This is a genomic window from Cylindrospermum stagnale PCC 7417 (assembly GCF_000317535.1).
GTDB lineage: Bacteria > Cyanobacteriota > Cyanobacteriia > Cyanobacteriales > Nostocaceae > Cylindrospermum > Cylindrospermum stagnale.
The window spans coordinates 368,625-390,508 of the sequence record NC_020050.1 but is presented as its reverse complement, the minus strand read 5'-3'; the positions used below and the strand labels follow the sequence as shown (position 1 = coordinate 390,508).

Annotated in this window: 13 protein-coding genes and 3 pseudogenes; 7 read left to right on the top strand and 9 right to left on the bottom strand. The window is 40.9% G+C overall.

Annotated elements, in window-relative coordinates:
- Nucleotides 1–103 precede the first annotated feature (103 nt).
- Nucleotides 104–517, top strand: coding sequence for a hypothetical protein (locus tag CYLST_RS31095; RefSeq protein ID WP_015328490.1), 414 nt, complete (start codon nucleotides 104–106; stop codon nucleotides 515–517).
- A 168-nt stretch (nucleotides 518–685) separates the two neighbouring features.
- Here the strand turns inward: CYLST_RS31095 and CYLST_RS31090 are convergent, their stop codons facing one another.
- Entirely contained in the window at nucleotides 686–2,245 is a 1,560-nt protein-coding gene (locus CYLST_RS31090) for a helix-turn-helix domain-containing protein (RefSeq protein ID WP_015328489.1), read from the bottom strand.
- Between the two features lie 491 nt (nucleotides 2,246–2,736).
- Nucleotides 2,737–3,897: a hypothetical protein gene (locus CYLST_RS31085; RefSeq protein ID WP_015328488.1), complete on the bottom strand. Its 1,161-nt coding sequence runs from the start codon at nucleotides 3,895–3,897 to the stop codon at nucleotides 2,737–2,739.
- A 481-nt stretch (nucleotides 3,898–4,378) separates the two neighbouring features.
- Between CYLST_RS31085 and CYLST_RS31080 the strand changes: the two genes are divergently transcribed.
- Entirely contained in the window at nucleotides 4,379–4,813 is a 435-nt protein-coding gene (locus tag CYLST_RS31080) for a helix-turn-helix domain-containing protein (protein WP_245587559.1), read from the top strand.
- Between the two features lie 568 nt (nucleotides 4,814–5,381).
- On the opposite strand, the gene ltrA (CYLST_RS31075) is transcribed toward CYLST_RS31080, so the two are convergent.
- Entirely contained in the window at nucleotides 5,382–7,055 is a 1,674-nt protein-coding gene (gene ltrA / locus CYLST_RS31075; RefSeq protein ID WP_015328484.1) for a group II intron reverse transcriptase/maturase, read from the bottom strand.
- Nucleotides 7,056–7,891: 836 nt separating this feature from the next.
- A complete protein-coding gene (locus tag CYLST_RS31070; RefSeq protein WP_015328486.1) occupies nucleotides 7,892–8,785 on the bottom strand; it encodes a tyrosine-type recombinase/integrase in 894 nt (297 codons plus the stop codon).
- A gap of 86 nt (nucleotides 8,786–8,871) precedes the next feature.
- On the opposite strand from CYLST_RS31070, the gene CYLST_RS31065 reads away from it, so the two are divergent.
- The 3 genes and pseudogenes from CYLST_RS31065 (at nucleotide 8,872) to ltrA (CYLST_RS31055) (ending at nucleotide 14,703) form a co-directional block, all read left to right on the top strand.
- Nucleotides 8,872–9,327, top strand: coding sequence for a double zinc ribbon domain-containing protein (locus CYLST_RS31065; protein ID WP_015328485.1), 456 nt, complete (start codon nucleotides 8,872–8,874; stop codon nucleotides 9,325–9,327).
- A gap of 34 nt (nucleotides 9,328–9,361) precedes the next feature.
- Nucleotides 9,362–12,341 (top strand): annotated as a pseudogene (locus CYLST_RS31060) (Tn3 family transposase).
- Between the two features lie 688 nt (nucleotides 12,342–13,029).
- The gene (gene ltrA / locus CYLST_RS31055) at nucleotides 13,030–14,703 is read left to right on the top strand and encodes a group II intron reverse transcriptase/maturase (RefSeq protein ID WP_015328484.1); all 1,674 of its coding nucleotides are present in this window, start codon (nucleotides 13,030–13,032) and stop codon (nucleotides 14,701–14,703) included.
- Between the two features lie 93 nt (nucleotides 14,704–14,796).
- On the opposite strand, the pseudogene CYLST_RS31050 reads toward ltrA (CYLST_RS31055), so the two are convergent.
- The 4 genes and pseudogenes from CYLST_RS31050 to CYLST_RS31035 all read right to left on the bottom strand — a co-directional run.
- Nucleotides 14,797–15,513: pseudogene (locus CYLST_RS31050) on the bottom strand (aldo/keto reductase); the annotation flags it as partial.
- 29 nt (nucleotides 15,514–15,542) lie between these two features.
- Nucleotides 15,543–16,850: a family 10 glycosylhydrolase gene (locus CYLST_RS31045; protein ID WP_015328483.1), complete on the bottom strand. Its 1,308-nt coding sequence runs from the start codon at nucleotides 16,848–16,850 to the stop codon at nucleotides 15,543–15,545.
- Between the two features lie 171 nt (nucleotides 16,851–17,021).
- Nucleotides 17,022–17,405: a hypothetical protein gene (locus tag CYLST_RS31040; RefSeq protein WP_015328482.1), complete on the bottom strand. Its 384-nt coding sequence runs from the start codon at nucleotides 17,403–17,405 to the stop codon at nucleotides 17,022–17,024.
- A gap of 227 nt (nucleotides 17,406–17,632) precedes the next feature.
- Nucleotides 17,633–19,872: pseudogene (locus CYLST_RS31035) on the bottom strand (AAA family ATPase).
- Nucleotides 19,873–20,030: 158 nt separating this feature from the next.
- On the opposite strand from CYLST_RS31035, the gene CYLST_RS31030 reads away from it, so the two are divergent.
- Both CYLST_RS31030 and CYLST_RS31025 read left to right on the top strand, forming a co-directional pair.
- Entirely contained in the window at nucleotides 20,031–20,408 is a 378-nt protein-coding gene (locus CYLST_RS31030; protein WP_041233187.1) for a helix-turn-helix domain-containing protein, read from the top strand.
- 67 nt (nucleotides 20,409–20,475) lie between these two features.
- Nucleotides 20,476–20,976 (top strand): transposase, encoded by a 501-nt coding sequence (locus CYLST_RS31025; protein WP_085960646.1) that lies wholly within the window; start codon nucleotides 20,476–20,478, stop codon nucleotides 20,974–20,976.
- 194 nt (nucleotides 20,977–21,170) lie between these two features.
- Here the strand turns inward: CYLST_RS31025 and CYLST_RS31020 are convergent, their stop codons facing one another.
- On the bottom strand, nucleotides 21,171–21,515 hold the full coding sequence (locus tag CYLST_RS31020; RefSeq protein ID WP_015328481.1) for a DOPA 4,5-dioxygenase family protein: 345 nt from the start codon (nucleotides 21,513–21,515) through the stop codon (nucleotides 21,171–21,173).
- Nucleotides 21,516–21,884: the final 369 nt, after the last annotated feature.

Genomic DNA, 21,884 nt, shown 5'->3' with positions numbered 1-21,884 from the left:
TTTTATTAGAGCAATACTGATTTTACAATTGAATTAAATCTGAACAATAGATTTTATTCTTAAACTACAACTCAGATTGATTTTCTATATAAGAATAAGTAGTATGAAACTTACACAAACAGCGTTAGTCTTAGCATTTGCTTCGGGCTTTTTGGGTATTACAAATACAATGAGTAAAGCTCAAAGCTTATCTGATTTAGATGGTAATGCTTTCTTGCTTCATCCTAGTACTGGTCAATTTTTAGGCAATGTTTCTAGTGATCGTTATGATGATAATTCCATCTGTAATCCCTATGGTAGTTATGGCAGTCGCTATGAAAGCACAAGTATCTTGAATCAGTACGGGGATTATGGCAGTCGTTATTCAGACCATAGTGCTTATAATTCACGGGCAAATTATCCACCTCTGATCTATCTTAAAAATGGTCAGCCTTTGGCAGTAATTTCCACCAGTCCAAAGTGGAAACAAGTAATTCACCCTGGTGCGTTATTTGGTGTTATGTGCGGAAATAGATAAAAAGGTATCCCCAAAATTTTTGGTATAGCTTAGTATGTTAGTGATAATTTGGTGAATTTTAGATAACAAACACTTATCTTTACTTCTACCTGAATACCTACTCAATTCTTTTCAAGTTTTTTCACGACTTTTTCAGCAAGCCCTAATTAAATTAATTCTAAACTTACCCTATCTAAAATTTAAAACCTCTTTAATTATAGCAGTATACTTTTCAGGAATAGGTGCATCTTTGCCCTTAGTCTCAATATCCCTTACCCAGCTTTGACTCATACCTACAGCATTAGCAAAGTCTCTTTGACTGATTTCTTTAGCTGTTCTCATTTGTTTAACCAAACTACCAGTTATTTCCTTGGTATCAGGTATATTTGTAACTGTTACTTTACCGTTACTTGCTAATGCAGTTTCAGCTATGCCAGAATTATTTATTACATCATCAACCTGATTTTTTATTTTTACACCAGCTTTATTAGATTTTGTATTTTTATTTTTTACTAATTTCTTATTACTTATTTGTGGAGATGATAACTTAAAACTTAACTCAGCAGGCAATAAAATATTTTGAATATAATTATCTGGTAACTTTTTCTTTCCCAGTAACTTTTGATTTCTTTCTTGAGGGGATAAATGAGCTAGTTCTTCTGGTATTGCCCACAAAGGTCTTAACCACATGGGGTAGGTTTGGTCATCAAATTCAATCGTCATATTAACTTTATCTTTTAACAGCAGTAATGCTTCTTCTAAATCTTCTTTTAATCGCCAACCGTACCGATAATCACTGACTGCTTTCTCAATTTGCGAAGATGGCAAAATATTAATCAACAAGTTATAAACTGTATAACTACCATTTTTATGAGCGCGGTTATTTTGAATAATATATAAAGCTAGGCTGAAAGCAAGTTTATCCTGATGTGGATCTAAATCAAAAACTTGTTTGGGGATAAACCCACATTGGTAGAGTGCGGTTTTTGATTTCTCCCCTTCAGCATTGAGAAAGTTATAAGTCCAAAGACCTGGCTGTACACGAATAATAACTTCTAAAATGTCATCCGCTTCACAAAATAAATTTGGTTGACTATATTCTTGTACACTTACCATCCAGAGTAAGCAACGCTCTTTAATACAAAGATTTAAGTCCCCTTCGTACCACTGAATAACTGCTCCCAAAGTGCCAACGACCATAGCTAAATCTGCTATAGCTTTTAGTTTTGCTGCTTTGTTTAGCTTTTTACTTTTATATATCTGAAGTGTTTTAATAAGTTCCGAACCGCGCAGTACAAAAGGCTGCTTCCAAGGTTCTTCTTGTTGAGCAGTATATGTGGCGAAGACTGCGTGTAACCTCGCTGCCATCACACCGTATTGTTTAATAATTTCCTGTTCAGCACGGTCTAAAATGTACTGTGGCTGATGATTGTGTTTATTAAGTACGCAAAATTCGATATGACGACCTTTCCCAAATGTTTTTTGGTAGTACAGTGTGCCGTTACTGTACTTAGTCCAATCTGGGTGTTTGAGGTATGCCTGGGTAGCACTAATAATTGGCGCACTTGTTGCCGTCATCTCGTAGTAGTTGCTTGTAAATAGCAGTGGTTCTGTAAAAGGAAGGTTTTTAGGTTTCCTCAGTCTTTTAGCGGCTGTTGGTGTCTGCGGTACTTGTAAACCAGCTAACACCAATTGGTAGCCTGATAATTCAGGGTTTGGATTCCTTTTGTTATTATCTCCTACTGACACTAAAATTGTCCTCCCCCAAATTACCAAATATTGACTTGATGCAAAGTGGCATTTCGCTGCAAATACTGATAAGACTTACGCTAGAAAACGAAGAATTACGGTTTTAAACAAAAAATGTGTGTATGGGTGAGAAAAATTCCTACACCTTGAAAGCTTGTATTAATACATCTCTACAGTTTTAAGATTTGCAACTTGACACTCAGCATCAACAGATAACCTTTGTGTATTAATCCTAATTAACCTTCTTCCCTTATTTTCGGAAAATTAACGATTTTTCGATGATACGTCCAACGAAGATTCAATGTTTCACCCATCCAGTTTCAAAGAACAGGATTAATCCATTTCTCTTAAAACTTGATACATATAATTTCTCTTCGCCCTCTTTTTCAAGGGGATTGGGGGTATCATATTTGTTTCAACCTTATAAGGAATTGCTATAAGCGCCAAGCTACCCATTCCAGATTGAGTTTTTGCCTTTGAAGTCTTAAATATCAAGCAACTTCTGAAACTGTGATGTCTATGCAATTTTGGTGAATATCTATATTTTGAGTACCATTTTTTTTGGAAATTGCTTCTTCCACAAGTTTTGCTACCCATTCCATAACAGCTAACTCTGACTCTTTAGCAGCATCCTGTATCAATGGTTGTAAGTGTGCTGGAAGTTGTAAAGTCAGGTTGAAAGTTTCTCGTAACGGTACTAAATTTTTTCTGACTTCAGACGATTCTGCAAAGCGATTAGTCCAGAACTCACATTCTGCTCCTCGTTGGTTGCCGTCTTTTTCAACAAAGCTTAATTTACCTAGCTGATAGCAATAAAAGCTTTGGGGATCGTCGTCTACCGACTCCCGACTGCAATGATGGCAATTCCAGCAGCTATGGGTCAATGACTGCTGAGAATTGTCAGTTGATTGCTGTTGCTTCTCAAAAGAGTGCTTTTTCCCAAATTTATTCGCTGAGTTTTCACGATGGTACTCTCTCGCTACTTGGGCGACGTGACCAGATGTAACTTTCCCACCGGGGGCTGTAGAAACTGCTTTAGCCCAAGCTTGGCGTTGTTGTTCTGGGGTTAGCGTTGCTAAAGGTCTGACTTGACGTTCATTGGCAGGAAGAATTTTAAAATGTGACCCATGGGTCACATTTTCTGGAATTTGTGATCCATGGGTCACATTTTCATAAACCGATGCAGCTTCTATCAAGCGATAAGCTGAACGTCGGGACATTTCCCAACGATTTAGGCAGTATTCCTCAAAGGTTTTGTAAGTTTGCCGATAAAGCTGTTTATCTCGAATTTGACCCAAAGACTGTCCGATTTCCCAAAATGCTCTTAAACCCTTTTCAATTCTGCCCTCCAACCTATCTAGTTCCAAGGCTATGGCTGATGCCTCCGGCACGCTATCGTGGTTAGCGCAGCTATGCCCGCAGGGCTTTACGCCACTTAAGCTATCAGCTTCATTGGGCTGATTTTCCATATTCGATAGGTTTTGACTATCAGCCTGGTTTTGTTCAGAGTTAGTCTCTAACTCCATTGGATCACTATCTTGGACAAAAGTAAGATTTTGTGTATCGAAAAAGACGGTAGAATTAGAGGATGACCTTGTTTGGTTCTCTCCTCCATTAACAGAAGCTCGACTGAAGTCCGTCATATACGTCATAACTTTGCTCTGGGAGTGATGACACCTTGTTTGTTGACGGATGCTTTCTAAAGTACATTTTGTAACTTTGCACCCTGCAATAATAATGCTTGCACAATGCAATGTAAGCTGCATAGTTACTTATAATTTCTTAACGATTTGATTCCGATGTGATCCAAAATTTTTTATTGGCTTGTGGTAAGCACGTTTTTTGATTAAATTCCTCAAACTCTTGTAAATAAGAGAGGTTTCGTTTTAAATTAGTAAATAAAATAAATAAGCAAGGCCAATCCACTTTGAGCCGAGCTAACCCCTATGCCGAGATAAGGACACTGTTGGCTGATGTGCCACAAAAGTCTAAAAGTCTTATGCAGCGGTTACTGTAAACCGACATCAGGGGTTAGATATCAATCATTTGAATTCGCCAACGTTATTAGATAAGTATAAAGTGCCATAAAAAGTAATTTTTTTTACTTACCACCAAAAACTAAAAGTAACTTTTATGACTGGTAGAACCAGGTTTTCTACTATGCAGGAACGCCAAAAACGATTAGCTCAGTTAATTGAACAGTTATTACAAGAAGGCTGGACTCAAAAAAGGTTAGCTGAAAAAATTGGTGTAGATTCTACAACTGTATACAGATGGTTAAAAGCGAAAGTCATTCCTGAAGCTGACTCTAAAAATTTCTTGCGTCTGGCAAAACTGAGTGGGGGTGATAGTGAATCGCTGCAACAGTACTTGGATGGCCATATATCTTTATCTACCTACCGTCAAGGTTGGGAAAATAGCCCATTAAATCATGCCAGAAAGTTAAAAAATCGTCCTGTTGAGGAGATTAAAGAGGAAGTCTTAGCACAAATTACTCTGCTCGAGCCAGCAGATATTTTAGATGTAATATCTAGAAGTGCGAACTTCTTAGCAGCAAAAACAGCATGAACAAAAAGAGCATGAATAATATATTTATTATACCTAGCTCTTTCAATCGCATCCCTATCGAAAGGTATAAAAAGAAGATATAAAAATATAAATAAATTCGATACTAAGGTATATTTAAATAGTGAAGAAGTTTTTGCTACCGAGAAAAAAAATTTATCTTCTAAATGGGACGTTGAACTTTTCTGGCATAAAAGTGCCTGAAATCCCTGTCAGTTAAGGCATATAGATTAATATAAATAAGATCAAGTAGCTCAAAGCTAATTTTTTTGACAAGGATGAGTGGTTAATCGAAGTCAAACTATTGCCAGTTCTAAGTTAAAAGCAATTTTGATCCTAGTTTCTTGCGGAATTTCATCAGAGCCTCCAAGCCTTTAGGTGCAGGAGTTCTGAGTAATACTTATTCAATTGGAGGTTGTATAGATATAATCCTTACATTGCTGTGCTTTCAATCTCTTTATAATGTGTATTATAATAGGCGTCACCGTGGTCGGGTAGCAGGACTATATCGCTATAATCCCGCCCCCTCAGAACCGGACTTGCGCCTTGCAACGCATCCGGCTCAAGCAAGTCATAAACTACAAATTGTTCCAGAATGTATTTGCTGATGGCAGTACAGATGTACGAGTTGTAGGTTGCCGTAATTGTCACCACCACCCTGAGATTTTGGCTTTTTATGATGAAGATGTAACTCCTCATCATTTAATAAAGATTCCCCGCATACAGGACAGACATATTGTTGCCTTTGGGCTATCTTCTGCCTACTTTTGATTAATTCGGATTTAGTTTTAGCTTCTTGCCGTTTAATCCAATAGTCCCTTAATTTTGGGTCATCGGGTGATGATTTACCTTTAATAAGAATGTGCCTTTCAATCTTGAACCAGGCAAATTTTAACATATAGGCTCCGGTTTGTTTATTACCAAAAACCCATCGGTCAAATGGTCTATCAAGATTTAGATTTCCCCAGTATTTAGCCTTACGCCAGCTATCAGATTTATTCCGATGAGTGCGTTTGGCATACATTTTCTGCTTCTCATATAACCAGTGGTCAAGAGAATTGAAAATTTTTGAGGATACAGCAATTCGGAAGTAATTTGCTTGCCCCCGAATAATCGGATTGAGCTTTTTAATGACTGCATCTACTGGCTGACCTTTACAGTTAAGCCATTCGGAACGCAGTTCACTCCGAATATTTAACACAGACTTTTTACTAGGTTTAATTAACAGCTTCCATCCAGTTTTAGTGGTTTGGTCTTTATAGTGCCTGATATTGAAACCCAAAAAGTCAAACCCTTCTGTGAGATGCGATATTTTGGTTTTCTCCAGGGAGAGGGTAAGCCCCCTGACTTGCATCCAATAATTAAGGATTTGAATAACATTTTTTGTATCTTCTTGTGTTTCACAGAACACCACAAAATCATCGGCGTATCTCACCAAGGCTCTTGCTGCACGGAGTTCTCCATCCTTGTTATATTTAACTCCCAGAGCAGATTCCATACCGTGCAAAGCTATATTTGCTAACAACGGACTGACAACAGACCCTTGTGGTGTACCAGCATCTGTTGGATGCCATGAACCCGCTTCCATATATCCTGCTAGTAGCCATTGTTTAATTAATTCACGGGCTGGAAAGCCTGTTAAAAGCTCTAACAGAAAATTATGAGAAATGTTGTCAAAACATCCTTGAATGTCTGCATCTACTACCCATTTCTTCCGTTTATTCGGACGAGCTAGGTTGTAGATACTTTCAATAGCATCATGGGGGCTACGTCCTGGTCGGAAACCGTAACTTGACCTTTCAAAAGTTGCTTCCCATTCGGGTTCCAAGGCATTTTTAACCATTGCCTGGATGGCACGGTCTTGTATTACTGGGATTCCTAAAGGTCGTTTCTTCCCATTAGCTTTTGGGATGTAAATTCGTCGTGCTGGTGATGATTTCCAAGGGGAATAATCAGTTAATTTATTTACTAACTGACCCCTGGCAGCAGTAGTTTTCACTACTACTTTATCTATCCCTGGTGTATATCGACCTCTGTTGTACTGCGTCACTTTTCTAACGCTGACTAGGCGATTAGAATAGCTGCGTAGCATCAATTTCTGGAGAGAGCGTACCTTTTTCAGGTTGCCCTCAGTTTTTGCCCTAAAGATTCGCTGTCTCAAATTCCGAACAATCCGATTGGCTTTGTGCCAATTAACACAATTCCAATCAGTCTGTCCCTTGGTTCGGTTTACAGTTGCCTGCATCTAACTTACACCTCGGTTTGAAATCATTACAACGGATATTGGTTGACTCACCTGCTTCCCGTCAGCACCCTTTCAGGTTGGACATCTGCCTTATCCACCGGGTTATGGATTTCCCTTGCCTTTCGGCTGGTGGCATTCGCTTTTGGAAGCATCCTTGACCCACTGAAGAATTCGGCTTCCCTTACGGGTTGCTTACTGGGTAAATCCCAGACTTCATTGGGGTTACTACGTTACGCACGGATGAGATGTAATTGGGTAGGGTGTCCTCTCTACACCGGAGTGGTTGGTGTCCCAGTTCAGCTAAATTGGGGAGTTGAACCTTGACTGGATGATTTCGGGGCATTCAGTACATTCACTCGTATCACCGTGTCAGCCTTTTCGATGACCTTTTCTAACGATGCCTTAACAAGGATTCATTTACATTCACCCATCCAATCTTTCCTTTGTCCGGTTACATTTTTAGGCTAAATGCTTCCTTGGGCTTTATTCCCCGCTTCACACAATGCCGTTACCAGTACTGCATGGGGGAATTAGGAACAGCCTTGGACACTAGACTGGAGGAATCGGTTCCTCACTCATCTTCTGGAAGCTTTGTATATAGGGACTTCCAGCCCTTCGTGCGCCATCGTGTCGCACCCAAAACGGGAAAATCGTACGCTAAGGCTGAAAGCTTTGTCCAGCAAGCTTTTTAGCCACTGCTTTTCCTAAAGCCCCCCGCTTAGTTGCTGCTTACCCTCACTTTGTTGGTGCAGAGTAGTGTGTATTCTCTGTCCCATGAATTTAATCCCAGTCAGGAGTATTGATTATGACTGTAAAATTTTAGTTAATTACCAAAATTATTCGGAAAAACTTGGCAGACTATTAAACGCCTTATGTGCTATAATCTGTGCCCGTTGTGGCGTTACTTTTTGATACCGTAACGTTGTCTGAATGCTCTCATGTCCCATCAATGCCCTAAGTTCTTCAATTCCCATCAGTCCCACCCGCTCTGTAGCAAAAGTGTGCCGTAAATCATGAAGTCGAACCCCCTGGAGTTCGGTCGTATTCCCAATCAAACTTGTCCAGGATTTATGCGCCATGCGGTAAGAAAGACGGGAGACAACCAAATTTTTTGGCTGTTGAGCAGTAAACAGGGCTGGATGGGTTGGATGTCTGTAATATTTAAAGTAGTGATTTAGACTGATTTGCGTCACTTCACTGTAAAAACACCACCGTTGCTTGTTACCCTTGCCAACAACCTGGAATTTCCTGGCTTTGAAATCTATTTGCTCTAAATTTAGAGCCAGCACCTCAGCAATCCTAGCACCGCTACTATGTAACAAACGCACCAATGCAGACAACCGCGCATCTTTTTTGATGACATGATACAGAATACTTAATTGGTTGGACGTAAGATAGCGCACAGCCTCCGCTGTAGCGTGTTCTCCTTGCTCTCGACTGGGCTTGCGTCTTGTCAGTCCGGCAACCGGATTAGATTTGAGATATCCCATATCCACAGCAAAATTAAACAAAGCCGTAATCACAGCTTGATGACGATGGTGGGTAGTATAAGAAACATCAGTTAAACGATTGAGATATTCCTGCAAAACTTGCCTATTGATGATTTCTACTGACCATCGGCCGTACTCGGAGAGCAACGGGATTAAGGTAGACTGATATGAACGCAGAGTACTCTTAGCTAATCCCGGTCGTTCTAAAAACGCTGTGGCTAAAGACGCTAAAGTAATCATCACTTTTTATCAGACTTTTGGCATTTATGTCCTAAAAGTGTAGATGTTAAATTATCATTAATAAATACATTTTTAGATATATTTTCATGGTGGTAGCAGAACAAGATGCACTTCCTTTTGGGGATGAAGCCCTAGCTGATTACGTCCACAGGTTGCGAGTCAAGCAGAACTTAACCCAAAAAGAGTTGAGTTTAAAAGCACAAATACACATCCAGACCATCCGCAAAATAGAAGGTGGGCAAACGAATAGGCTCAATCAAAAAGCTAAAAGCGGTTTAGCCTCTGCATTGGGGATACCAACGGATTACCTGGATGCAGCGGCGAAGAAAGTCCCCCTAGAGATAATAACTACATTAAAGTTTTGCCCTAAATGTTGGACTCCAGGGACTACCCCTGACCAAATGTGGACTGATTTACGGTCGAAATATTGCTTTGCTTGTGGTACAGCCTTACGGAATCGATGTGTTAGTTGCAATGAACCAATTATGTCGCTGAAATTCAAATTTTGCCCTTACTGTGGCGCTTCTTACAAACAAAATTAAACTACTTCTTAAAACCAAATCTATAGGTATCTAATTGGCAACTCGTGAACTTTTATCTCCAGCACAACGGCTACAATTTACTGAAATTCCCAATTCTATAACTGCCAGAGATATAGCTCGCTACTATACTTTTAGCAATGACGAACTCAAGGTTATAAAAGAGCGCCGTAGACCACACAATCGGCTTGGTTTCGCCGTACAGTTGTGTTACCTGCGCTTTCCGGGTCGGGTTTGGGTTTTAGGAGAAATAGTCCCGGAATCCGTACTTTTTTATATTGTATCCCAATTAAAACTTGACCCGACAATCATCACCGAATATTCCCAAAGGGATACAACTCGACGTGAACATTTGGCAGAAATACAAAATAACTTTGGATTTCTGACTTTTAATACATCTACATACAAACAACTCTCGAAATGGTTATTACCTTTTGCCATCTCCTCAGATAAAGGGATGGCGCTTGTGGGGGCGTTAATTGATGAAATGCGCTTGCGCCAAATTATTATTCCAGCTATTTCTACGGTAGAACGTTTAGCCTGGGAAGTCAGACATCGCGCTCAAAAATTAGTATGTCTGGAGTTGACTAAAAATTTGACAACATTACAAAAGACCGCACTAGATAAGTTATTAGTTGTAGAGCCTGATAAAAAGCTGACTGATTTAATTTGGCTGCGTCAACCACCTGGTCTTGCTAATCCTAGAAACTTTTTAAAAGTTGTAGAACGACTAGAGTTTATTCGTCATCTCCATCTCTCAACTGGATGTTTAAAACGAGTACACCAAAATCGGCTGTTGCAATTTACCAAAACTGGTGCGAAGTCTACACCCGCTCACCTATCTAGGTTAGATGAATTGAGACGCTATGCCATTTTAGTGGCTTTTCTGATTGAATGGAGTGCGTCATTGGTTGATTATGCCATAGAAATGCACGATAAAATGATGGGTAAATTGTTTAACAAAAGTGAGCATCAGCATGGTGATAAGTTTCAACGTGATGGCAAAGCGATTAATGAGAAAGTGCGACTGTATGCTCAGGTGGGAAAGGCGATAATTGCCGCTAGAGATGAGTTAATTGATGCCTATCAAGCGATTGAATCAGTATTAGATTGGGAAAAGTTTATCACTAGTGTTGCTGAAGCTGAAAAGTTAGCTAGACCCGCAGATTTTGATTATCTTGAACTGCTAGATCACCGTTATTCACAGTTGCGAAGATATACACCGAGGTTGTTGGAGACGTTTGAATTTAAAGCGACAACTGCTAGTTTACCAGTTATCGAAGCTTTGTCAGTGATTAAAGAATTAAATATTTCTGGACGAAGAAATATACCGGAATCGGCTCCAACCAGTTTTGTTAAACCGCGTTGGTCAAAACACGTATTTAAAGGTGATACCATTGACCGTCACTACTATGAGATGTGTGCTTTGGCTGAGTTACGCAGTGGTTTACGTTCTGGGGATATTTGGGTAGCAGGCTCGAAGCAGTTCCAAGATTTTGAAGATTATCTGTTAACGGATACTTCATGGCAGTCAATGCGTTCTTCTCACACAATACCTGTGGCAGTGCCGACAGATTTCACTACCTATATTGAACAACGCTCACTGGAATTGGCGGAACAATTAGCGATTGTTTCTTCTTTGATGGCAGAGGACAAATTGGTTGATGTCAGAATAGAAGATGAACGGTTAATTATTACTCCTCTCACCAATGCTGTGCCGACTGAAGTTGATGCGTTCAGTAGGAAAGTCTCTAGTTTATTACCGAGAATAAAGCTGACTGATTTGTTGGTGGAAGTTGATTCTTGGACTCATTTTACTAAGCATTTTACACATTTACATTTAGGAACAGAAGTAGAAGATAAGGTTGTTTTGTTGAGTGCGCTACTGGCTGATGGAATTAATCTGGGTTTAACGCGAATGGCAGATGCTACTCAAGGAATGTCTTTTGAGCGTTTAGCTTGGGTAGCAGATTGGTATATTCGGGATGAGACTTATTCTAAGGCTTTAGCAGAGGTCGTAAATTTCCAGACACAAGTTCCTTTTGCTGCTTATTGGGGTGATGGGACAACTTCTTCATCTGATGGTCAGCGATTTAAAGCTGGTGGACATCGCAGTTTTAATGAGGAAATCAATGCCAAGTATGGTAAGGATAGAAGCGTGATTTTTTACACGCATATTTCTGACCAATATGTGCCTTTTCATGTCAAGGTGATTAATGCAACGGTCAGGGATGCTACTTATGTTTTAGATGGTTTGCTGTATCACGAGAGTGATTTGCTCCCTTCAGGAGCATTATACGGATACAAGCGGCTATACTGAGCAGGTGTTTGCTATGTGCCATCTGTTGGGGTTTAGATTTGCCCCGCGAATGCGCGATTTACCTGATAAGAAACTGTATACTTTTGAGCCTACTTCTTCTGAAGAGGTTTTGTCACCTCTGTTAGGTGGCAAGATTAATGTGAAATTGATTGAGGAGTCTTGGGATGAGATTCTCCGGCTTGCTAGTTCGATTCGCACGGGGACGGTCACGGCTTCTTTGATGTTGAGGAAATTGGCTTCTTATCCTCGCCAGAATCGTTTGGCTTTGGCTTTGCGGGAGTTAGGGAGGATTGAGCGGACTTTGTTTACTTTGGAATGGTTGCAGAGTCCTGAATTACGACGACGAGCGACGGCGGGACTAAATAAGGGTGAGGCGAAACATACTCTCAAAAGGGCGGTGTTTTTTAATCGTCTGGGTGAGGTGCGCGATCGCTCTTATGAAGACCAATTTTATCGGGCCAGTGGATTGAATTTGGTGATTGCTGCGATAGTTTTGTGGAATACAGTGTACTTAGAAAAAGCTGTTGATTATTTGAGGCAACAGGGTGTGGATATTCCTGAAGAATATTTGCAACATTTGTCGCCGTTGGGTTGGGAGCATATTAATCTGACTGGTGATTATGTCTGGAATTTGAAGCAGGCAACCAGTTTTGACAACTTGCGCCCCTTGCGGGTGAAGTCAAACAAGTATCGGTGAAATTATTGTTGGATAAAGGTTTCAGCCTTAGCGTACAATTTTCCCGTTTTGGGTGCGACACGATGGCGCACGAAGGGCTGGAAGTCCCTATATACAAAGCTTCCAGAAGATGAGTGAGGAACCGATTCCTCCAGTCTAGTGTCCAAGGCTGTTCCTAATTCCCCCATGCAGTACTGGTAACGGCAGTGTGTGAAGCGGGGAATAAAGCCCAAGGAAGCATTTAGCCTAAAAATGTAACCGGACAAAGGAAAGATTGGATGGGTGAATGTAAATGAATCCTTGTTAAGGCATCGTTAGAAAAGGTCATCGAAAAGGCTGACACGGTGATACGAGTGAATGTACTGAATGCCCCGAAATCATCCAGTCAAGGTTCAACTCCCCAATTTAGCTGAACTGGGACACCAACCACTCCGGTGTAGAGAGGACACCCTACCCAATTACATCTCATCCGTGCGTAACGTAGTAACCCCAATGAAGTCTGGGATTTACCCAGTAAGCAACCCGTAAGGGAAGCCGAATTCTTCAGTGGGTCAAGGATGCTTCCAAAAGCGAATGCCACCAGCCGAAAGGCAAGGGAAATCCATAACCCGGTGGATAAGGCAGATGTCCAACCTGAAAGGGTGCTGACGGGAAGCAGGTGAGTCAACCAATATCCGTTGTAATGATTTCAAACCGAGGTGTAAGTTAGATGCAGGCAACTGTAAACCGAACCAAGGGACAGACTGATTGGAATTGTGTTAATTGGCACAAAGCCAATCGGATTGTTCGGAATTTGAGACAGCGAATCTTTAGGGCAAAAACTGAGGGCAACCTGAAAAAGGTACGCTCTCTCCAGAAATTGATGCTACGCAGCTATTCTAATCGCCTAGTCAGCGTTAGAAAAGTGACGCAGTACAACAGAGGTCGATATACACCAGGGATAGATAAAGTAGTAGTGAAAACTACTGCTGCCAGGGGTCAGTTAGTAAATAAATTAACTGATTATTCCCCTTGGAAATCATCACCAGCACGACGAATTTACATCCCAAAAGCTAATGGGAAGAAACGACCTTTAGGAATCCCAGTAATACAAGACCGTGCCATCCAGGCAATGGTTAAAAATGCCTTGGAACCCGAATGGGAAGCAACTTTTGAAAGGTCAAGTTACGGTTTCCGACCAGGACGTAGCCCCCATGATGCTATTGAAAGTATCTACAACCTAGCTCGTCCGAATAAACGGAAGAAATGGGTAGTAGATGCAGACATTCAAGGATGTTTTGACAACATTTCTCATAATTTTCTGTTAGAGCTTTTAACAGGCTTTCCAGCCCGTGAATTAATTAAACAATGGCTACTAGCAGGATATATGGAAGCGGGTTCATGGCATCCAACAGATGCTGGTACACCACAAGGGTCTGTTGTCAGTCCGTTGTTAGCAAATATAGCTTTGCACGGTATGGAATCTGCTCTGGGAGTTAAATATAACAAGGATGGAGAACTCCGTGCAGCAAGAGCCTTGGTGAGATACGCCGATGATTTTGTGGTGTTCTGTGAAACACAAGAAGATACAAAAAATGTTATTCAAATCCTTAATTATTGGATGCAAGTCAGGGGGCTTACCCTCTCCCTGGAGAAAACCAAAATATCGCATCTCACAGAAGGGTTTGACTTTTTGGGTTTCAATATCAGGCACTATAAAGACCAAACCACTAAAACTGGATGGAAGCTGTTAATTAAACCTAGTAAAAAGTCTGTGTTAAATATTCGGAGTGAACTGCGTTCCGAATGGCTTAACTGTAAAGGTCAGCCAGTAGATGCAGTCATTAAAAAGCTCAATCCGATTATTCGGGGGCAAGCAAATTACTTCCGAATTGCTGTATCCTCAAAAATTTTCAATTCTCTTGACCACTGGTTATATGAGAAGCAGAAAATGTATGCCAAACGCACTCATCGGAATAAATCTGATAGCTGGCGTAAGGCTAAATACTGGGGAAATCTAAATCTTGATAGACCATTTGACCGATGGGTTTTTGGTAATAAACAAACCGGAGCCTATATGTTAAAATTTGCCTGGTTCAAGATTGAAAGGCACATTCTTATTAAAGGTAAATCATCACCCGATGACCCAAAATTAAGGGACTATTGGATTAAACGGCAAGAAGCTAAAACTAAATCCGAATTAATCAAAAGTAGGCAGAAGATAGCCCAAAGGCAACAATATGTCTGTCCTGTATGCGGGGAATCTTTATTAAATGATGAGGAGTTACATCTTCATCATAAAAAGCCAAAATCTCAGGGTGGTGGTGACAATTACGGCAACCTACAACTCGTACATCTGTACTGCCATCAGCAAATACATTCTGGAACAATTTGTAGTTTATGACTTGCTTGAGCCGGATGCGTTGCAAGGCGCAAGTCCGGTTCTGAGGGGGCGGGATTATAGCGATATAGTCCTGCTACCCGACCACGGTGACGCCTTGTAGAAGTTCTCACCTTGAAAGCGGGGAGAAAATCTGCGATAGTCATCAGATGCGAGGTCATCAGGGCTGGTGATAGTACCTGATAAGAACCCACGCCCTAGAGGACTGTAGGGAACAAACCCAATTCCCAATTCCCGCACAGTGGGTAAAATTTCATCTTCTGGGTCACGGTTCCAAAGGGAGTACTCTGTTTGTAATGCTGTAATTGGGTAAACAGCATTTGCGCGGCGAATTGTTGCGCTCGCTGCTTCTGACATACCGATGTAACGCACCTTACCCTGCTGCACTAATTCTGCCATTGCGCCAATGGTGTCTTCAATCGGCACAGTGGGGTCAACCCGATGCTGATAATAGAGGTCAATCACCTCAACCCCCAGCCGTTTTAGAGAGGCATCGCAGGACTGATGAACATACTCTGGTTTACCGTTGACACCTAGAAAACCACCATCTTCACTTCGCATATTACCAAACTTTGTCGCCAGTATCACCTGATCTCGACGGTCTTTGATTGCTTTACCAACTAACTGCTCATTGGTGAAAGGGCCATACATATCTGCGGTGTCGAGGAAATTAACACCGATTTCCAATGCGCGGTGCAGGGTGGCTACTGCTTCTTGCTCATCACGTCCACTGTAGAACTCTGACATTCCCATACAACCCAGTCCCAGTGCTGAAACTTCTAGCCCTTGCTTACCAAGTTTTCTGGTTTTCATCTTTTTTCCACGAGATACCCCATCCCATTCTAGTTGTTTTTTTGCATCAAGCTGTTTAAGGTGGAAGCTGTTTCTTCTGGTTTTCCAGACCCAGGAAAAACTAAAATACTCTTGATGGCAGGGTTATCTACTAATTCTTTTAATCGATGGAATTGTCGCTCAGTAATAGCAACTCCCGCATAATTTTTAGCATAATTTAGTTCCTCTTGGAAATTAGCATCGTTATAAGCTTGAATAAACACTCTATCAACATTCCATTTTTGCCAATCTGCTGCGAAATATCGTTTAGCCCAATAAGGATTATGATGACAAATATCAAAACTAACTGAAGAATTAGCTTGTTTCATCCCAATTATGATTTGCTGCAAAAAAGTAGTTAACTTAGCAGTGCGATCTACTTTGCCTGGTAATTCAGCATAATAACCTAGATAATCATCCCATTGCACAGCATCAATCTTTGGATACCTCTGGACGAACTCTACTAAGATATTTTTAAAGAAATTAGCAACTTCAGGAATCTCTACATCCAGGACATAATGATCGATGCCAGGATATGTTTTATCCACACCAGGAACAATCCATTTCCGAGAAATTGCTAAATCAAAAATTGGGCTATTTTTATCTATTTTAATACCTTTCTCAAAATAAGCGTGGACTTGCATTCCCTGTTTATGCGCCTCATCAATCAGCCAATTTAGCCATTGCTCTTGAAACAGGTTTGGACAACTTTTATAACCTAGCATTTGCTGCATAACCTTGCTATTGTACATCGTACACCCATTACCCCAAACACCATGAATAATTGTATTAAATCCTTGAGAGTGATAGTAACGAACTCTTTGACGAATTGTTTGTTCGTCGGCATTATTAGTGATTTGGTAGCGACTTAAATAAATTCCTCTAATGACTTTTTTCTCCCAAGGAGTTGGAGGTAATGGCGTTGTTTGAGGTAATGGCGTTGTTTGAGGTAATGGCGTTGCTTGAGGTAATGGTGTTATTTGAGATAATGGTGTTGTTTGAGATAATGGTGTTGTTTGAGATAATGGTGTTGTTTGAGATAATGGTGTTGTTTGAGGTATGATTGTTTTAATTGAAGCTTGTTTATGATTAGGAGCGATATTGGCAGTGCTTGATAAAGAAGGAGTAGGGGAAGAAGCAATCGGCGTAGGATTCAAAAAAGGAATAGTAATTTGTTGCCACTGAGGTAAAAATTTGCTGATATCTAAATTTCCTTTCTGGCTGAACCACCAATAACCACCTCCTAAAATAGCTATGATTATAGAGAACGGAATATTGGTGCATCCACATCCATTTGGCTCTTTCTTTTGGGGCAACATAGTAATATAATGATTGGCTGTTAATCTTGATCTATATACAATTTCTCAAAAATCAGATAGCGATATAGCAATTCTACTAAATCATTCGTGATCAACAAAACCGCTGAAATCCTGGGAAATATGTACTTTTAATCACCGTATTTTCTCAGTTTTAAATTTGGATTGCTATAGCTATGTCTCAAAAATTGCTGGTCTTTCAATAATGAACCATTCGTGATACAAAATTGCTAAAAAGAATTTTTCATCTCTCATGCGGTCACAAACTGCCATAAAGCCAGAAAAGAAGGGGTCGTCATCATAGGTAGTATCAGATAAAAATAGTGTGAGTGATTTTCTACCTTCACTCCAAATAGCACGGATTATAGAAATATTTGGGTGATGAGATTTATCCACAGGCAATAATACTGGACACCCATCAATTTCCATAAATTCCGGTTCCTCATATTTCAAAACAGATTCCCAATCTTCTGGACCTTCATGTTTCTCGATAATTCTATCCCACCTCACTAGTTTAATTTTTTCTAAAGTTTCTGGTGATAAATCTGATAATTGCATATTTTTTACCAAATCGAAAGCTGAAAGTGCCTGCTGTTAGGTATTAGCTGACCGAATTTTAGATTTTCAATTTTGGATTGAAGATTCAAAATCGTTCGACTGACTTGTACTGAGCCGGTCGTTGTAGCGCTCACGACGTAAGCGCAGGCTATGGCTAACGCCACGCTCCGCAAACGCTAACGCGTAGCGTGACCCAGGACAGTCTAAAATCTAAAATTGTTTGACGGCTAAATGGTTACGTTTTGCCCAAACTTCCCCCAAGCGTGCACAAAAGCAATACTACTTTCCCAATTTACTGTTTGGTTGAGCAAATTCTGGGTAAATATCTTCTTTATAGCTTTTAATTCCTGTGGTTTCAGATTAAGAGCTAAACGGTCAACATAACTTGGTCGCTTTGCTCCCGTAGTAAACAAACGATTGAGAAAAGCCGATGTAATGTGCATTTGTGTTGAACTTTGCTCCAAAACTACTTCCACTATTAAACCTGTCACTTCAAAAGCCGTTCGCAAATCCTCAGCGTCCCAATTCAGCATTGGGTCTGATGAATCAGTATACATAGCTTCCTCCGCCGTCACTAGGCGATCGCACAACTTGCTATCAAGCTTTTGCTCTTCAAGCAAACGGTAAAGCCTTTGTGTATGGCGTGGTACAGTCTCTGCAAGTACAAGTCTTCCTGACTGGCTAATAATTGAGCTAAAACTTGGGCAGCAGCCATTTTATCAGGCTCATTTAATAGCGCATTCCGACCAATAATACAGTCAAATTGCACACCTGGCGCTTGGGACGCTAACACAACAGGTAACTCAGTTATCTTTGCATTTACCACCATTGGCCGTCTCAACTCAGAGAGCGCCGCAGCTTGTTCCACTAAAGCTTGGGCATTGCTTTCGCTATGAACACAGGCATAAACGCCGCCTTCCGGGACATGGCGAACTGCTTCCCAGGTCAATAAACCACTGCCTGCATTGATATCTAACACGACATGATGGCGCTGTAATTGGGCTAAAGTGAAAATGCGATCTCGGACTGCTGCCAAATGCGTACCTACTTGAGAAAGTGTGCTTTGTAACCAACGCTCAGAAGCTCGGTCAGTAGCTCCATAGATCAGCACTTCTACAGGGAAAACGCCTACACCTTCTAATAAAGCAGCCAGTTGAGCTTCCCGACGACGTGCCACCTGCATATTAATTTCACCCTCAAAACCTTGGGTTGAGGGTTGGTAAAATACCTGTCCCTGCAAGCTAGCTGGCAGATATTGTTGCGCCACCCAATGGTCGCGGTAAGCGTGAGGATAGAGATAACCAGCCCCATGCCCAAATCCTTCTTTATCTCGATTAGCATCTTTGAGGTGGTTGGGAACTTCTGCCTCTCGTTCTTGCTCAACTGCTGCCAAAGCATCGAAAAAACCCATGACGCTGTTAGACTTGGGTGCAGTTGCCAAATAAAGTGCCGCTTGTGCTAAATGGTATCGTCCTTCCGGCATACCCACACGGTCAAAAGTTTCTGCACAGGCATTAATAACCACAACTGCTTGTGGGTCAGCTAGTCCCACATCTTCACTGGCTAAAATCAACATTCGGCGGAAGATAAAACGTGGGTCTTCGCCGGCATAGACCATTTTTGCTAGCCAGTACAGTGCTGCATCTGGGTCAGAGCCACGTAGGCTTTTGATGAAGGCGCTGATAGTATCAAAGTGGGCATCACCTTCTTTATCATATAAAACAGCTCGCTGTTGAATTGATTCTTCTGCAACTGCTAATGTGATATGAATCGCATCTGTTTCATCTGCTGCTGTTGTTTCTACTGCCAATTCTAAAGCATTCAATAACGAACGAGCATCACCGTTAGCAACGTTGACTAAATGAGCCAAAGCGTCTTCTTCAATTTGTACTGTTAATTTGCCATAACCGCGTTGTTTGTCAGTTAGTGTTTGCTCAACTACACGGTATAAGTCTTGAGCGTTTAGTTGCTTTAGTTGGAAAATACGCGAACGGCTGACGAGTGCTTTATTGACTTCAAAGTAAGGATTTTCTGTAGTGGCTCCGATTAAGATGACTGTGCCATTTTCTACCCAAGGTAGTAGGGCATCTTGTTGGGATTTGTTGAAGCGGTGGACTTCATCCACAAAGAGGATAGTCCGCAGGTTGTGATACTTGCGTTGTTGTTGAGCAGTTTCAATGGCAGCGCGAATTTCTTTAACACCAGAAAGTACAGCGTTAATAGCAATAAAATGAGCGCGGGTGGTGTTGGCAATTACACGGGCAAGTGTAGTTTTACCAGTACCTGGTGGCCCATAGAAAATCAGTGAGGATAGTTGGTCTAAACTAATGGCACGTCGCAGCAGTCGTCCCTGTCCGATGATATGGTCTTGACCCATGAATTCATCCAAGGTTCGGGGACGCATCCGCGCTGCAAGTGGTGCTTCCATTTCTGTTAGTTGAATCAAATGTTGGTCGAATAAATCCATACAGTGAGATGGTGCAAATTTTGTCAGGTGATGAATAGACTTTGCTCGATTGCTATTTTCGGAAGCATGGGCAAAATTTCCTTGTATCACTTTACCGATTGAATACAGCACTTGCGTCTGTTATGAGGTACACTAAATTAAAATATAAATACCTTTAAATGAAGTCATACTCTGTCGAGTTTCGAGAAAAAATAGTTGCAGCACATCTTCAAAAAAACATCTCAATCAGGAAAGTAGCTAACATATTTTCCGTCTCAAAGAGTTTAGTGCAAAAGCTTGTAAAGCAACAAAAACTTGAAGGAAATTTACAACCAAAGCCGCGAGGGAAACCACAATTTAGTCATTTAACAAATGCGGAAGTAGAGTTAAGGGAATTAGTTGAAGCACATCCAGATGCAACATTGATAGAGTTATGTGAATTCTTGGCAGACAAGACTGGTAATTGGGTGGGTCGAAGTGCAATGTGTCGGGCCTTACAGAAATTAGGATTAAATCGTAAAAAAAACAAAGCGGAGTACCCAAGCCGGGACTCTTAGAGTCTTAAATTTAAGATTAGATTATTGGGAAAAGGTCAAACATATAGAGCCAGAAAATTTAGTATTTTTGGACGAAACTGGCGTTCTACTTGGGTTAACGAGGACTCATGCCCGTTCACAAATGGGAACAAGAGCTTACTCTCTTAACCCCTTCTATAGAGGTTCAAAAGTTACAGTAATTGGAGCAATTAGTATTAACAAAGTAGTTGCATTAATGACAATGAATAATTCAATGGATGGCAGGGCATTTGAATTATTTGTTGAGAAGTTTTTAGTGCCAAATTTATGGTCAGGAGCAGTAGTAGTCATGGATAATTTATCCGCACATAAACTAGATTCAATTGTGCTAATGATTGAAGCTGTAGGCGCGAAAGTTATTTGTTTATCCTCATACTCTCCCGATTTTAATCCAATTGAATTATGGTGGTCACAACTTAAATCTTTTCTACGCCGTTTCGCTCCAACTACAACGGAAATGGTTGATAAACTAATCTCAGTTGCACTCGACTTAATAAATCCTCAACAATTAAGAAACTGGTTTGCTAGTTGCTGCTACTGTACCTCATAATAGCCGGAAACGCTGTAAAGGCAGGACTTACGCAAAAATGACGTAAAATCCCTGATTTACCGTAGGCGCAATTCATCAATTGCCCCTACATTTCGTCGTGATTGATGCGTAAGTCCTAAAAAGATTTCTAGAACTTGTACTTGGTTGGTGAGAGTTAAATATCAGTTATAGTGTGCGGCTTCAGTCGGTTTAAGCTAACGTCGGAGGCGCTGAATATCAAGCTCTAACTTATCTCCTAACCACAGGGCATTATCCGTGTGGTCTGCCACATCATCACCTGTTTCAGGGTGGACGAGAATATCCAAACCCTCGCGATTGAGCATTAACCAGGGGACGACTTTATCAAACTGATGCGGTAAAAAAGCAACTTGATACATCGCTTTTGGGTGGGGCCCGATGGGCAAATCATGCCAACGCCCAAGCTGTACATCAAAACTAGCGCTTAATGCTTCGCGTATACGCGCCGCTTCTTCACGACTTGTGGTATCGAAGTAGATGTGAGCATGAAAACCAGTGATCTTGGTGTTATCTTGTTTCATCAGAGGTAGCTGAGTTGAATAATAATTACAACTGCATATTCAAGGGATACGCTAAAATTAGTTGAGGTTAAACAACTGTAATACAGCAGATTGCAGGTAAATGAGGTACAAATATAAATAATAAAACTCGTGTAGGGTAGGACGAAGAGCCTGCGCTTCTGTACCTCACTCAGATGAAATTTGCTGTATATATAATTTGACCTATAAATGAGCAAGAATCGCTATTCATCTAATTGGAAAGAAATAGCCAACACAGTCAAAGAATCAGTTGGGTGGCGTTGTCAAAAATGCGATAACCTTTGCTAAAGCCAGGAGAAAAAAATCCTCATTGGACAAAATCTCAGCGCCGTTCTCACACTCTCCAAGTGC

Coding starts and splice junctions, on each gene's coding strand:
- CYLST_RS31095 (WP_015328490.1), top strand. CDS start 104: ATGAAACTTACACAAACAGCGTTAGTCTTAGCATTTGCTTCGGGCTTT.
- CYLST_RS31085 (WP_015328488.1), bottom strand. CDS start 3,897: ATGACGTATATGACGGACTTCAGTCGAGCTTCTGTTAATGGAGGAGAG.
- CYLST_RS31080 (WP_245587559.1), top strand. CDS start 4,379: ATGACTGGTAGAACCAGGTTTTCTACTATGCAGGAACGCCAAAAACGA.
- ltrA (WP_015328484.1), bottom strand. CDS start 7,055: ATGCAGGCAACTGTAAACCGAACCAAGGGACAGACTGATTGGAATTGT.
- CYLST_RS31070 (WP_015328486.1), bottom strand. CDS start 8,785: ATGATTACTTTAGCGTCTTTAGCCACAGCGTTTTTAGAACGACCGGGA.
- CYLST_RS31065 (WP_015328485.1), top strand. CDS start 8,872: ATGGTGGTAGCAGAACAAGATGCACTTCCTTTTGGGGATGAAGCCCTA.
- ltrA (WP_015328484.1), top strand. CDS start 13,030: ATGCAGGCAACTGTAAACCGAACCAAGGGACAGACTGATTGGAATTGT.
- CYLST_RS31045 (WP_015328483.1), bottom strand. CDS start 16,850: ATGTTGCCCCAAAAGAAAGAGCCAAATGGATGTGGATGCACCAATATT.
- CYLST_RS31040 (WP_015328482.1), bottom strand. CDS start 17,405: ATGCAATTATCAGATTTATCACCAGAAACTTTAGAAAAAATTAAACTA.
- CYLST_RS31030 (WP_041233187.1), top strand. CDS start 20,031: ATGAAGTCATACTCTGTCGAGTTTCGAGAAAAAATAGTTGCAGCACAT.
- CYLST_RS31020 (WP_015328481.1), bottom strand. CDS start 21,515: ATGAAACAAGATAACACCAAGATCACTGGTTTTCATGCTCACATCTAC.